Raw genomic sequence first — 12,525 nt, 5'->3', positions numbered from 1 at the left:
GGATATATTGAAGGGGCCATTCATGTGGAGCTCTTCCAATAGGTTCCTAAGGTAAATGGAAATGGCCCCTGATAATATGGAATTACTTGATTACCTGTAAGGTACTAGTTTAGAATGCGGAATAGAACATGTTGCTACATGATACGACTTTGGAGGAACTACTTATGAAAACCATATATGTGAATGCTACATTTTTTACTATGGACAAGGAAAATCAAATCTTTGAAAACGGCATGATGATTGTACAAGATGATACCATATCCTACATCGGCCAGCATGATGAACAACAATTGGCAGATGCAGATCAGGTGGTCAACCTTGGCGGGAAATGGATCATGCCAGGCCTTGTGAATGCCCATTCGCATATTGTAATGACCCTTTTACGCGGTATCGGGGACGATATGCTGCTGAAGCCATGGCTTGAAACGAAAATATGGCCGCTTGAAAGCCAGTTTACAACGGAAATCGCCTCTGTAAGCACTCAGCTTGGCATTATGGAAATGATGAAATCAGGAACCACGACATTTTCGGATATGTTTAATCCTAATGGAATAGATGCAGATGCTGTCATGGAGACGATAGGCGAAACAGGAATGCGCGGAGCCTTTTCCTACACGATCTTCAGCTTGGGTTCCGAAAAAGACCAAAAGGCGAACCTCATGGGGGCAGAAAAGTTTTCAAAAAACTATAAAACGTTTGCCGATGGACGCCTGACTACCATGGTCGCACCACATAGCCCATATGCCTGCACACCTGAAGCGATCATGGAAAGTGCACGGATTGCAAAAGAGAATGATTTGATGGTGCACATCCACGTATCGGAAACGGACTTTGAAATCCTCGACATCGAAAGGCGTTACGGATCCCGTCCTGTCGAGCACCTTCGCCGTCTAGGTCTGTTCGATCAGCCTACCGTGATGGCACATGGTGTGGTTCTCAATGATGAAGAGCGTGCGATACTAAAACAGCATGATGTTCGCGTTGCCCACAATCCGATCAGTAACCTGAAGCTCGGATCTGGAATTGCCGATGTCGTCAGCCTTCTTGATGCAGGCATTAAAGTGGGAGTAGCAACAGATGGCGTCGCCTCCAATAACAACTTCGATATGTTCGAAGAAATGAGGACAGCTGCATTACTGCAAAAAGGAATCTATAAGGATGCCACCAAATTCCCTGCCCAAACAGCACTGGCCATGGCCACAAGAATGGGCGCAGAAGCGATAGGCATGAACCATACTGGATCACTGGAAGCTGGTAAAAAAGCAGATTTCATCACCATTTACCCATATGACAAAGAACATCTGCAGCCGTTGAGTGAAGCCTATTCGCACCTGCTTTATGCAGCACGCGGAAATGATGTATGTGATGTATACATCGACGGCAAAATGGTCGTGAAAGAAAGGCGCTGCTTAACGATCGATGAAGAAAAAGTAATCGCCGAAACGAATCGTCTGCAAGGTACCCTATCACGTTAACGCTGATGGGAGAACAAACGTATGCACAGAAAAAGGAGCTGCCATTTGCAGCTCCTTTTTTTTATGGACTCAATGATCCATTTTGAGGAACAGTAAGGAATAGTTCGCACCGGATGGCAGTCAAAAAGGAATTACCGCTAGTATTGTGGAATGAATTGTTCTTAATACTTAGTAATCCGTCGCGAGTCCAATTTCTTGGAAATATGGAACAAAGTAAGTATGGCAAAAAAGGTTGCTGACAGCAAAATATTAACCAACTGGATAAAAAATCTTTGCCGGCATGGATCATGAATTTCACCAATAGCTGAAAAAGGAGGACATGATGAATGGATAGTGAATCTTCATTATTAAAAGAGCATTTGTATCAACTGGAGGAGAAATTGTTAAAATCTGAAGTCCGTACATCGCCAGAAGAGCTTTCATTATTATTGAAAGATGATTTCTTTGAGTTCGGCAGTTCGGGTAACATATGGTCAAAAAACGATTTTTTGGGGCAAGAGGGAGCCGGAGCGGTGAAAATGATACTAAGTCAATTTGATATGCATCCATTGTCTGATGATACCGTGTTAACTACGTACCGGATTTTTGATGAGGATAAAGTGGAACATACCTTAAGGAGTTCAATCTGGAAATGTACGAATGGAAGATGGCAAATGTTTTTTCATCAAGGCACAAAAACGATAGGGCCCCGCTAAGCCTATTATTTATGAAAAGAAAAAAATAAATATCAAAAAAAAAGAACGTAAGTAAAATGAGTTTTGCTTACTTAAAAACTATTCCAATAAAATGATAGGGGTGGATGAAGTTGATTTTTCGCACCATTGATACGGACAAAGATAAAGAGATTATCATTAAATTCAGGAAAGATTCCTATGTTGTAAGTTTTGGATCTGAAGATGGTTTTGGAGATGAGAATACATATCTGCAACGAATGAAAGAACGGGTCCGCAAATTTCCGGATGGACAAGTGATCATTGAAAAGGACCAAGAACCGATTGGCCAAATGGAACTTCAAATTCGGGAGTATGAAGGAACGGAGATCGGCTATGTGAATCTTTTTTATCTTATTCCCGATTACCGCAGTAAAGGCCTTGGCAAGGAATTGGTTCGCTACGCAGAAAACTTTTCAGGCAATTTAATGTATCGGAATATCATTTAAGGGTTTCTCCGGATAATGGGAGGGCGATTCGTTTATATACGCATTCAGGCATGAAGAAGATAAGCGAAGAAAATGAAAAATACCTTGTATGGAGAATGAGTAAATCATTATAAAATTATATTAATATAATTTAAAAGTATCAATTTACTATACTATAAAAATATTTAGCGTGATGAAAAATATGGTTGACTTTAGAGAAATTTGAATATATAGTGAAGGACATAATTAAATAAAACGTTAATTCTTATCAAGAGATGTGGAGGGACTTGGCCCTATGATACCTCGGCAGCGGGTTTTTACTTTTGTAAAAATACTGTGCTAATTCCAACGGACGAAAGTTTGAAAGATAAGAAGGAGCTTTTCTTAGATAATTAATTTAAGAGTTTACTCTTTTTTATGTCTAAAAGAGGCCTCTTCTGTCTGATGACGGAAGAGGCCTCTTTTGTTTATTCAAAATGTATATGGTTATTTGGAGAATTGGTGCAATTACTCGTGAGTTTGGCAGGTTTACTCGTGAATTTGACAGATTTACTCGTGAATTTTGCAGATTTACTCGTAAATTTCAAAAATTTAACCCTATCATTATGAAACTTGGCAAAGCTCTTCTCTGGATAATGAATTCGTACAAATAAACAGCATGGGGGGAGATTGGATGATTGAGTTTCAACATGTCAAAAAGGTTTATCAAACAAAGAAACAGACTGTCGAGGCTTTGAAGGGCATCAATTTGACAGTGGAAAAGGGGGATATATTCGGTGTAGTCGGTTATAGCGGGGCCGGGAAGAGTACGTTGATCAGGTTGGTCAATTTGCTTGAACATCCATCAGATGGTTCGGTGATTGTTGGGGGCAAGGATTTAACCAAATTGAACCCGAAGGAATTGCGGGCAGAAAAGAAAAAAATCGGGATGATTTTTCAGCATTTCAATTTGCTGAACTCAAAGACCGTTTTTGATAATATCGCCATGCCGCTGATTTTATCGGGAACCCCTGGTAAAGAAATCAAAAAGCGGGTAGGCGAGCTGTTGGAGTTCGTTGGCTTATCGAACAAAGCAAAGAGTTATCCGGATCAATTATCCGGAGGCCAAAAGCAGCGGATCGGCATTGCGAGAGCATTGGCTACCAATCCATCGATCTTATTGTGTGATGAAGCTACCTCGGCATTGGATCCACAAACAACGAGTGCCGTTCTGCAGCTCTTAAAGAAAATCAATAAAGAATACAATATCACCATTCTGCTAATCACTCATGAGATGTCTGTCATTAGGGAAATTTGTAATAAGGTAGCGGTCATGGAGGGCGGATGCGTCGTTGAACAAGGTTCGGTTTTTGAAGTTTTTGCGAAGCCGCAAACGGATATTGCAAAAAACTTCGTGAGAACGGTCATACATGACGAAATTCCACAAAGTTTCCTAAAAAGCATAGGGTCCCATATCCCGATTATTTGGAAAATTAATTTTATTGGGACTACTTCGGGTACTCCTTTACTTTCAACGATCTCGAAGAAATATGATGTTCATTTAAGTGTTTTATCAGCCAATATTTCTGAAATTCAGGAAACGCCTTTCGGGAATTTGATCATCGAAGTGACCGGGAACAAAAATGAGGTGGACAAAGCTTATCAATATATTAAAGATGAGGGGATTCTCGTCCAGGAGGTGCAGATTTAATGGGTAATACGCTTTGGGGAATGGAAATAACGGCAGACCAGCTGTTGACAGCTTTCGGTGACACACTTTATATGGTAGCCATCTCATTGGTATTCTCCGCATTGATTGGGCTTCCGCTCGGTATCCTGCTTGTCATTACAAGAAAGGGTCATATCTTGGAGAATAAATGGGTCTTTAATGTATTGAACCCGATCATCAATATATTGCGTTCGGTTCCTTTCATCATCTTGCTTGTAGCAGTTATTCCGCTTACCAGAATGATTGTAGGCAGTGCGATCGGAATGAATGCGGCCATTGTTCCGCTAATCTTTTACGCGGCTCCTTATATTGCCCGGCTTGTGGAGAACTCCCTGTTGGAAGTGGACAAAGGGATCATCGAGGCAGCTCAGGCGATGGGGGCGACGACATGGCAAATCATTTATCGCTTTTTGATTCCCGAGGGACTTAGTTCGTTGATCCTTACATTTACAACAGCGACAATCGGGCTTGTTGGATCTACGGCCATGGCAGGTGCCGTCGGGGCAGGCGGGGTCGGAGATCTAGCTTTGGCTTACGGTTATCAAAGGTTCGATACGATGACGATGATCGTCACAGTGGCGGCGCTCGTGATCATCGTTCAATTATTGCAATCCACCGGGAATTTTATTTCAAGAAAAATCAGAAGAAGATAAAAATAACAGGAGGTAGGAGAAATGAAGAAAATCTTATTAACGATCATAGTATTGGCATTGGCCATCGTGGCTGCAGCATGCGGGAAAGAAGAAGGTGCATCAGGCGGTTCGGATGATGTGAAAACAGTGAAAGTCGGTGTCAGCAGCGGGGATACGAGAACATGGGAATACATTGTCGACTTAGCGAAAGAGGAAGGGCTGAATATCGAGCTGGTCACTTTCAATGATTATATCCAACCGAACCTTGCTTTAAGTGAAGGTGAAATTGATGCCAACTCATTCCAAACGGTCGCTTACTTCGATGAATTCGTTCAAGACCAAAATCTGAAATTAGAGGCCATCGGGTCGACCGTCATTGCGCCTATGGGCCTTTATTCGAAAAAACATAAAGATCTTAAAAGTCTTCCAGATGGTGCTACGATTGCCGTTCCGAATGAAGCAACAAACTTTGGCCGTGCCTTACTTCTTCTTCAGGAAGCTGGATTGATTACATTGAAAGAGGAATTCAATGGATCGGGATCATTGGAAATCATTAAGGATAATCCGAAAAACTTGAAAATCCAGCCTGTTGCTGCCGGAAATACGCCGCGTCTATTGGATGATGCCGATGCTTCAGCCATCAATAATAACTTTGCCGTCGAAGCGGGCCTTACTTTAAAAGATTCATTATTCCATGAAAGTAAAACGGCGAAACCATATATTAATATCATTGCAGTTAAAAAGGGAGATGCCGATCGTCCTGAGCTGCAAAAATTAGTGGAGCTTTATCAATCGAAAAAAGTGGAAGCGTTCATTGAAAAAACGTTTAAAGGAAACACCATTCCTGCATATGTTTCTGTAGATGAATTAGTCAATTACCAGGATGCTTGGACAAAACCAGCAAATGAAAAATAATGATTTAGAACAAGTGAAGGAATGCCGGATGGATTCAAGATGCCTATCCGGTTCCTTAAACCAAAAAGGGGAGATACGAATATGGCGAGAGAATTAGTACAGAAGCAGCATCAGCAAATCATTGAAGATCACATCGACCTTCATTCCAAATTATATATCGAAACGAGTCAAGCCATTCATGCCAAATCGGAAATTGGGAATCAAGAATTCTTCGCTTCGGATACATTAACCGGAATACTTCGCAATGAAGGGTTTGAAGTGACCCGCAATATTGCCGGGCATGAAACAGGATTCATCGCCAAAAAAGCCTCTTCAAAGAAAGGACCCACGATTGCCTTTTTAGCCGAGTATGATGCATTGCCGGGTTTAGGTCATGCTTGCGGCCATAATATCATCGGCACAACGAGTGTTGCAGCAGGCATTTCCTTGGCTCAAGTGCTGGAGGAAACGGGCGGAGAGGTGATTGTTTTCGGAACACCGGCAGAAGAGGGCGGGCCGAATGGAAGCGCAAAAGGCAGCTTTGTGAAGCACGGTCTATTTGATGGGGTTGATGCGGCCATCCTTATCCATCCTGGCGGGCAAACGCGTATCACAAGTCCATTTTTGGCAGTCGACCCCCTTGATTTTCATTTTTACGGGAAGTCTGCACATGCAGCAGCTGCGCCTGAAGAAGGCGTGAACGCACTTGATGCGGTGATTCAGCTGTTCAATGGCATTAATGCTTTGCGCCAGCAGCTCCCAGCCGAGGTCAAAATCCACGGAATCATCACCAATGGCGGGGAAGCGCCTAACATCATTCCTGAATATGCTTCCGCCAGGTTTTACATTAGAGCAGCAACATGGAAACTTTGCCAAGAAGTATCCAATAAAATCCGTGCCGTTGCCGAAGGGGCAGCACTTGCCACAGGAAGTACGGTTAAAGTTGAACGTTTCCAAAATGAAGTACTCGATTTTGTCATTAATCCAGTCCTGGATGAACTGTTAAAAGAAGAACTTGCTCAATTAGGGGAAGCAGTGGGTCCTCGAAAAGAGAGTGGCTATGGTTCGACGGATGCTGGTAATGTAAGCCATGTAGTGCCGACAGCACATCCTTACATAAAAATTGGCCATGATGAGCTGATTGCCCATACGAATGAATTCCGCGACTGTGCCAAATCCCCTGCTGGAGACAAAGCCATCCTGACCGGAGCAAAAGCCCTTGCACTTACAGGTTATAAATTGATTTCTGATCAAGACCTGTTGGATAAAGTGAAAGCAGCATTTCATGAAGCAAAGCAAAAATAAATAAGATGCAGGAAAAAAATTGTTGACTACGGAGCATAGAGTCAGTATTATAAAAACAACAATACCGAGTAAATAAATAGGGATTATAGGTTAATTGACCGGAAAACCGGAGACTTTTCTTTCATGTAAAGAGGTGTCTCCGGTTTTTTTTGAATGGGCAAGTCGAAAGATTAGGCTCTTTTCGTAAAGATTGTTGTTTTTAAAACGAAACGATTTAAGGTTGATTGGAACGGATTGCAAGACTCCTGCGGGAGCAGCGGGACAGGTGAGACCCCACAGGCGTTCACGCTGAGGAGGCTCACCGCCCGCCCCGCGGAAAGCGAGCAATGGAGGGGAAATCAACCACACCGCTTTACTTGGTAAATAGCAACAAAGTATGCGAAAACAGCCAAAGATTATAAGGAGGATTTATCATGGGGATATTATTACGCAAAGCGATTGAGAAAAAAAGAAACTTCCTGATCAACAAGTTGATTAACAAGGGAGTTTATAAAAAGAATGACATCCATCTATTTGAATTGACCTTAACCGATTTAGAGAATGAATATATTAAAATAAGTAAAATCGAGGAGAAGGAATCCGACGATCATTCCCCCTGTCTAAGGATACATTTCATATAATGTCAGAATAAAAGGAGAGGGAGAAATGAGGAAGGGCGTGGAAGAAAGGCGGAAGGCATTGATCTATAAACTTATGATCCATACTGTAAATAAAAGTGTGGAACAGCTGATGAAGTTAACTTTAAAAGAATTGGAAACAGAGTATAAAAAGGTTCAAAATGACTGTCATCCCCATAGTGATGCGGGTTCGATACAATGGATCAATGCAAAGCGGCATTAGGCGGAATGTTCATGATCCATAAAGAATTTCATCATTTTGCTAACGGCTGCTTGTGCTGATTCTGCATGATATTTTGAATTGTAAGGGTCACTGAATCCGTGTTCTCCATTGAATTTATGAATTTCGACATTCTCTATTTCCAAAGCCGAAATTAACTCGTCCACATTAAATGAAGGCTCTTCCAGTGGGAAAAATAGCAGTGCAGGGCATTGTGGAGCTAATTCTGCATAATTCCTAATACGCGAACCGTAGTATCCAACTATTCCATCGACACACTCTTCCTCACTGCACAGCCATGCTACAGTTGCCCCTGCACTGAATCCAAGGATAAAAATCTTTTGGTATTCATCTTCAATATCCGATAATATATCCTTTATTTTATGTAAAGCGCCCATGAAACCTACGTTCTCCATAAAATGCCGATACGCAGCCTCCTCTTGGGAATAATCAAAAGGCGTCTCCCGTTCTAACAAATTCGGACAAATCACATCAAAACCCTGTTTTGATAATAACTCACAATAACCCTGCATATGTTGGTTCAGTCCATATATTTCGTGAATGACGATGATGACAGTATCGGAATTTTTCTGAATGTGCAGCATCTTTACCCTCCTCAAACTAAACTATATATATAAAAGCCAACCAGATTTTTCATCCTTAACCATTACAAATCATAAGTACATTACCATCAGGATCTTGAAAGTTAAAATATGCGAAATCCCCAATACGCTCTATTTCTTTAACAATAGATATGTTATTACCCTTAATGAATGTATAGGCTTCGTCTATATCCTTTACGTAAAAATTAAACAATACATGGCTGGATGGTTCGAATCTAAAATCAGGATCAAATGTATGGTCGTCTAACGTTAATCCAGTTTCATATGTTATAGGAATATTGTAAACAGGAGATTCTACAGCATCACTATTATGAGGAATGCCAAGGAGATTACAATACCATCCAGCTGATTTCTTTAAATCTTTAACATGAATGAAAACATTGTTAACTTTAGGATAAATAGGAGAATTTATTGATTTCATACTTTACCACCTTTCGTTGAACCTTACCTAAGAATTCAACGAATCTCCCTAAAAACCTTTTTTAATTATACCAAGTACTCAACTATCCTGCCCTGTTATCACATAAAGAAAAGACTGCCTTAAGACAGCCCTGATCGTTAGCTATATTCCAGATGCGTAGTACTATTTAAAAATCTTATAAGTTTGTATGGATGATCAGTATACTCAAGAAGATGTATTCCTGTATTATGAGAATTGAACCACACATCATGAATGGCGGGTGGTAATTGAAGAAAGCTTTCAATCATTTTAGTAATCATCCCTCCATGGGATATAATGGCAATCCGTTTATAATTTGCACTGTTTTCTCTAATATAAGAAAGTACACTTTGAGCTCGTAATCTAAAATCTAAATGATTCTCCCGACCCTGCATCTCTCGTAAATCTTCCAGGAATGTTACGGGACAGTTAATGGCAGTTGATAAAGTTCCGGCAGTTTTACTAGCACGAAGCAAGGTGCTTGACCATATGAATTCTGGTGGAAACTCTTTGGATACACGTCTGCACATTTTTTCAACTTGTTCAATTCCCTTAATAGTTAGGGGTAAATCAGTAGTTCCTTCATAATTTTCTTCTAGAAAATCGTCTTCTGACTCACCATGCCGAATTATTAGTATCTGCAAGATATCACCTCTATATTGTTTATTCATCCCAATTAATAATTCTATTGAACTTTAATAAAACCTTTAAAGGAATAAGAACTATTAGTTATAACTCCATTCAAGTTTATAAGATCATATCATGTCCTCTTTTTACACGGTAATAGATTTGGTGCTTTTAACAAGAACTTCAGCACTCACTCCGCTAACTTGAACAAGCATAACAACCATGTGACAAAATTGTAAGATAATGGATTAAACTGTTAGGAAGAACGATGGAGATTTACTTCCTTTCTCTTTAATATGTAAGAAAAAGAGGAAGGTAGGGTATGAAAGATGGATTTTTTTGAGCTGAATATCCATGTATTTAGGATGATCAATGACTTAGGGAAACAATACGATTATTTAAACCCTTCTGCCATTTTCATTGCCGAGTACATGGTATTTTTCTTGGCTTTAGCAGTCATCGTAATATGGTTCACTCGAAGTGAACAGAGTAGAATGATGGTTGTTTGTGGGATGGTTACATTTGTAATAGCTGAAATGATGGGAAAAATGGCAGGGAAATTGCATTCAAACAATCAGCCATTTGCTGAATTGACCAATGTTAATAAGTTAATTGAAAAAGCAGTGGATAATTCATTTCCAAGCGACCATACCATCTTGTTTTTCTCGTTTTGCGTTTCCTTTTGGCTTTTCAAAAGAGGGTGGTGGTTGTTATGGATCATGCTGGCTTTCCTGGTTGGCATTTCCCGTATTTGGGTAGGCGTCCACTTTCCGGCGGATGTGCTGGCAGGAGCTATCCTGAGCACCATTTCAGGATTGGCGGTTTACCTTGTTGTTCCTAAAATAGGTTTGATTCATAAATTATTAGGGGGTTATGAGAGATATGAACAAATGGTTCTATCCCCGTTAACAAAACCGAAGGAAAAAAAAGCAAAGGATTTATAAGCGGAATCAAAAAAACGGGTTGCTTAGGCAGCCTTTTTTTGTTGAATGAAGTGCAGTGTGATAAATACAAAAATATCCATATGATGATGCTGGATGGTAAAATAAAGTGAAAGCAATCCATTGCAATGGGGGACTTAATATTGATTGATATCCAAGAAATCAAAGACATTATCAGGCATCGCTATCCATTTCTTTTAGTTGATGGAGTACTGGAATTGGAAGAAGGAAAGAGGGCGGTGGCCATTAAAAATGTAACAGCAAATGAAGAGTTTTTTGCTGGTCACTTTCCAAATTACCCAGTGATGCCAGGTGTATTGATCGTGGAGGCTTTAGCGCAGGTAAGTGCTGTTGTCATGCTTACAAAAGAAGAAAATAAAGGGCGGATCGGGCTTTTGGCTGGAATCGATGGATGTCGCTTTAAAAAGCAAGTAAGGCCAGGGGACCAATTACGTTTAGAAGTAGAGATTACTCGCTTGAAAGGTCCTATCGGTAAAGGAAAAGGAAGGGCAACTGTCGACGGACAAACTGTATGCGAGACAGAGCTCGTATTTGCTTTTGGTGATTGATCTGACATGTGCAATAACGGGGGAATGATGGTGATACCGATAAAAAAGGCTTACGGGTATGTGACAAGAATCAATAATGGAAAAACACAGGTATTGGTTTTTCAACATCCCATTAAGGAAGCGGGTATACAGATACCAAAGGGAACAGTGAAGCCTCAAGAAGATGCTTACCAAGCAGTGATTAGGGAAATGAAAGAAGAAACAGGTCTGGAAAATTTTCATGTGGAAGAATTAATTGCGGAAGATTTTTGGGAGAACGCCGACGGTGCCATACATAATAGATATTTTTATCAATTAAGTGTATACAATGTTCCTGATGAATGGGACCATCAGCCAACGGGTGGAGGAGATGAAGAGGGGCTGACATTCCATTTCTTCTGGATTTCATCCGAACATGAAGTGCAGCTCAGTAAAGGGCATGGAGATTATTTAAACCTGATATTTACCTAACCATTAAGTAGGCAGCAGTTTATTACAACCGGCCAAGGTCATTATTGATCTTGGCCGGTTGTTTTTTATGATCAGGTTTGTTTTTCGGTAATGAAAGTTTTTACGGTTGGCGGTTCATATGTATTAAATTGATCAAGAAGTCCTTTTGGATCAACATCTACCAGTGCCATGGAACGGAATTTTTCATGCAGGAACTGTTCGTCGGACATATGATTGAATAAAGCGACCAAAGGATCATAATAGTGATTGATATTCAAGAGTCCGCAAGGTTTTTGATGAAGACCAAGCTGAGCCCAAGTGAAAATCTCAAAGAATTCTTCCAATGTTCCTGGCCCGCCTGGCAAAGCCATGAACCCATCTGCAAGCTCAGCCATTTTTGCTTTTCTTTCATGCATGGATTCCACGACGATCAGTTCGGTTAAGCTCTTATGCGCTATTTCTTTTTTTTCTAGAAAATCTGGCATGACTCCAATTACTTTTCCGCCTGCCTCCAGAACGGAATCTGCAACTGCACCCATGATTCCTACACTTGAGCCCCCGTAGACAAGGGTAATACTACGTTTTGCCAGTTCTGCACCCAGTTTTTTAGCCTCTTCTACATAGACAGCAGATGCACCTTTGCTTGATCCACAAAATACAGCTAGACTTTTCAAAATATCACATCTCCCACTTAGTAATCTTCCTTTCTTATCATACAAAATTCAAGGGGATTTGTTAAACTTGAATTATCTAACTCACGAGTAAACGGCGGAAACTCACGAGTAAAACAGCAAAACTCACGAGTAAATAGCGCAAACTCACGAGTAAATGGCGCGAATCCACGAGTAAAACGCAAATTCACGAGTAAATAGTGGAAATTCACGAGTAAAAGCGAAAAATCACGGGTA

16 protein-coding genes and 1 riboswitch are annotated in these 12,525 nt (G+C 40.6%); of the genes, 12 read left to right on the top strand and 4 right to left on the bottom strand.

The window, feature by feature from the left end; genetic code table 11:
* Positions 1-164 precede the first annotated feature (164 nt).
* The 9 genes from QNH43_RS22250 (at position 165) to QNH43_RS22210 (ending at position 7,992) form a co-directional block, all read left to right on the top strand.
* Positions 165-1,475: an amidohydrolase family protein gene (locus QNH43_RS22250; RefSeq protein ID WP_283915723.1), complete on the top strand. Its 1,311-nt coding sequence runs from the start codon at positions 165-167 to the stop codon at positions 1,473-1,475.
* A gap of 326 nt (positions 1,476-1,801) precedes the next feature.
* Positions 1,802-2,170 (top strand): nuclear transport factor 2 family protein, encoded by a 369-nt coding sequence (locus QNH43_RS22245; RefSeq protein ID WP_283915722.1) that lies wholly within the window; start codon positions 1,802-1,804, stop codon positions 2,168-2,170.
* Between the two features lie 110 nt (positions 2,171-2,280).
* Positions 2,281-2,634, top strand: a complete 354-nt coding sequence (locus QNH43_RS22240) for a GNAT family N-acetyltransferase (RefSeq protein WP_283915721.1) — start codon at positions 2,281-2,283, stop codon at positions 2,632-2,634.
* 241 nt (positions 2,635-2,875) lie between these two features.
* Positions 2,876-2,987: riboswitch (SAM riboswitch) on the top strand.
* A 299-nt stretch (positions 2,988-3,286) separates the two neighbouring features.
* Positions 3,287-4,303, top strand: a complete 1,017-nt coding sequence (locus QNH43_RS22235; RefSeq protein ID WP_283915720.1) for a methionine ABC transporter ATP-binding protein — start codon at positions 3,287-3,289, stop codon at positions 4,301-4,303.
* A gap of 20 nt (positions 4,304-4,323) precedes the next feature.
* Positions 4,324-4,974 carry a methionine ABC transporter permease gene (locus QNH43_RS22230; protein ID WP_283918423.1) on the top strand — a complete coding sequence of 217 codons (651 nt, stop codon included), beginning with the start codon at positions 4,324-4,326 and terminating at the stop codon, positions 4,972-4,974.
* A 21-nt stretch (positions 4,975-4,995) separates the two neighbouring features.
* Complete coding sequence (locus QNH43_RS22225) at positions 4,996-5,868, top strand: MetQ/NlpA family ABC transporter substrate-binding protein (RefSeq protein ID WP_283915719.1); 873 nt, start codon at positions 4,996-4,998, stop codon at positions 5,866-5,868.
* A gap of 81 nt (positions 5,869-5,949) precedes the next feature.
* The gene (locus QNH43_RS22220; RefSeq protein WP_283915718.1) at positions 5,950-7,152 is read left to right on the top strand and encodes a M20 family metallopeptidase; all 1,203 of its coding nucleotides are present in this window, start codon (positions 5,950-5,952) and stop codon (positions 7,150-7,152) included.
* Positions 7,153-7,565: 413 nt separating this feature from the next.
* Complete coding sequence (locus tag QNH43_RS22215; protein ID WP_283915717.1) at positions 7,566-7,772, top strand: Fur-regulated basic protein FbpA; 207 nt, start codon at positions 7,566-7,568, stop codon at positions 7,770-7,772.
* A gap of 25 nt (positions 7,773-7,797) precedes the next feature.
* Positions 7,798-7,992: a Fur-regulated basic protein FbpA gene (locus QNH43_RS22210; RefSeq protein ID WP_283915716.1), complete on the top strand. Its 195-nt coding sequence runs from the start codon at positions 7,798-7,800 to the stop codon at positions 7,990-7,992.
* Here the strand turns inward: QNH43_RS22210 and QNH43_RS22205 are convergent.
* From QNH43_RS22205 to QNH43_RS22195, 3 genes are all read right to left on the bottom strand, one after another.
* A complete protein-coding gene (locus QNH43_RS22205; protein WP_283915715.1) occupies positions 7,989-8,594 on the bottom strand; it encodes a dienelactone hydrolase family protein in 606 nt (201 codons plus the stop codon). The genes QNH43_RS22210 and QNH43_RS22205 overlap by 4 nt on opposite strands.
* Before the next feature lie 55 nt (positions 8,595-8,649).
* Positions 8,650-9,033: a VOC family protein gene (locus tag QNH43_RS22200; protein WP_283915714.1), complete on the bottom strand. Its 384-nt coding sequence runs from the start codon at positions 9,031-9,033 to the stop codon at positions 8,650-8,652.
* A 137-nt stretch (positions 9,034-9,170) separates the two neighbouring features.
* Positions 9,171-9,695: a histidine phosphatase family protein gene (locus tag QNH43_RS22195; protein ID WP_283915713.1), complete on the bottom strand. Its 525-nt coding sequence runs from the start codon at positions 9,693-9,695 to the stop codon at positions 9,171-9,173.
* 312 nt (positions 9,696-10,007) lie between these two features.
* On the opposite strand from QNH43_RS22195, the gene QNH43_RS22190 reads away from it, so the two are divergent.
* From QNH43_RS22190 to QNH43_RS22180, 3 genes are all read left to right on the top strand, one after another.
* The gene (locus QNH43_RS22190; protein ID WP_283915712.1) at positions 10,008-10,622 is read left to right on the top strand and encodes an undecaprenyl-diphosphatase; all 615 of its coding nucleotides are present in this window, start codon (positions 10,008-10,010) and stop codon (positions 10,620-10,622) included.
* Positions 10,623-10,762: 140 nt separating this feature from the next.
* Positions 10,763-11,188 (top strand): 3-hydroxyacyl-ACP dehydratase FabZ, encoded by a 426-nt coding sequence (gene fabZ / locus QNH43_RS22185; RefSeq protein ID WP_283915711.1) that lies wholly within the window; start codon positions 10,763-10,765, stop codon positions 11,186-11,188.
* 27 nt (positions 11,189-11,215) lie between these two features.
* On the top strand, positions 11,216-11,638 hold the full coding sequence (locus QNH43_RS22180) for an NUDIX hydrolase (protein WP_283915710.1): 423 nt from the start codon (positions 11,216-11,218) through the stop codon (positions 11,636-11,638).
* 71 nt (positions 11,639-11,709) lie between these two features.
* On the opposite strand, the gene QNH43_RS22175 is transcribed toward QNH43_RS22180, so the two are convergent.
* Positions 11,710-12,291: an LOG family protein gene (locus QNH43_RS22175; protein ID WP_283915709.1), complete on the bottom strand. Its 582-nt coding sequence runs from the start codon at positions 12,289-12,291 to the stop codon at positions 11,710-11,712.
* Positions 12,292-12,525: the final 234 nt, after the last annotated feature.

This window comes from Peribacillus simplex, assembly GCF_030123325.1.
In the GTDB taxonomy this organism is placed as follows: domain Bacteria; phylum Bacillota; class Bacilli; order Bacillales; family DSM-1321; genus Peribacillus; species Peribacillus simplex_D.
This window is presented reverse-complemented; position numbering and strand designations above follow the sequence as displayed.

Excerpts from the sequence above, each read along its gene's own strand:
- QNH43_RS22250 (WP_283915723.1), top strand. The coding sequence starts at position 165 with ATGAAAACCATATATGTGAATGCTACATTTTTTACTATGGACAAGGAA.
- QNH43_RS22245 (WP_283915722.1), top strand. The coding sequence starts at position 1,802 with ATGGATAGTGAATCTTCATTATTAAAAGAGCATTTGTATCAACTGGAG.
- QNH43_RS22235 (WP_283915720.1), top strand. The coding sequence starts at position 3,287 with ATGATTGAGTTTCAACATGTCAAAAAGGTTTATCAAACAAAGAAACAG.
- QNH43_RS22230 (WP_283918423.1), top strand. The coding sequence starts at position 4,324 with ATGGAAATAACGGCAGACCAGCTGTTGACAGCTTTCGGTGACACACTT.
- QNH43_RS22225 (WP_283915719.1), top strand. The coding sequence starts at position 4,996 with ATGAAGAAAATCTTATTAACGATCATAGTATTGGCATTGGCCATCGTG.
- QNH43_RS22220 (WP_283915718.1), top strand. The coding sequence starts at position 5,950 with ATGGCGAGAGAATTAGTACAGAAGCAGCATCAGCAAATCATTGAAGAT.
- QNH43_RS22215 (WP_283915717.1), top strand. The coding sequence starts at position 7,566 with ATGGGGATATTATTACGCAAAGCGATTGAGAAAAAAAGAAACTTCCTG.
- QNH43_RS22210 (WP_283915716.1), top strand. The coding sequence starts at position 7,798 with ATGAGGAAGGGCGTGGAAGAAAGGCGGAAGGCATTGATCTATAAACTT.
- QNH43_RS22205 (WP_283915715.1), bottom strand. The coding sequence starts at position 8,594 with ATGCTGCACATTCAGAAAAATTCCGATACTGTCATCATCGTCATTCAC.
- QNH43_RS22200 (WP_283915714.1), bottom strand. The coding sequence starts at position 9,033 with ATGAAATCAATAAATTCTCCTATTTATCCTAAAGTTAACAATGTTTTC.
- QNH43_RS22190 (WP_283915712.1), top strand. The coding sequence starts at position 10,008 with ATGGATTTTTTTGAGCTGAATATCCATGTATTTAGGATGATCAATGAC.
- QNH43_RS22180 (WP_283915710.1), top strand. The coding sequence starts at position 11,216 with ATGGTGATACCGATAAAAAAGGCTTACGGGTATGTGACAAGAATCAAT.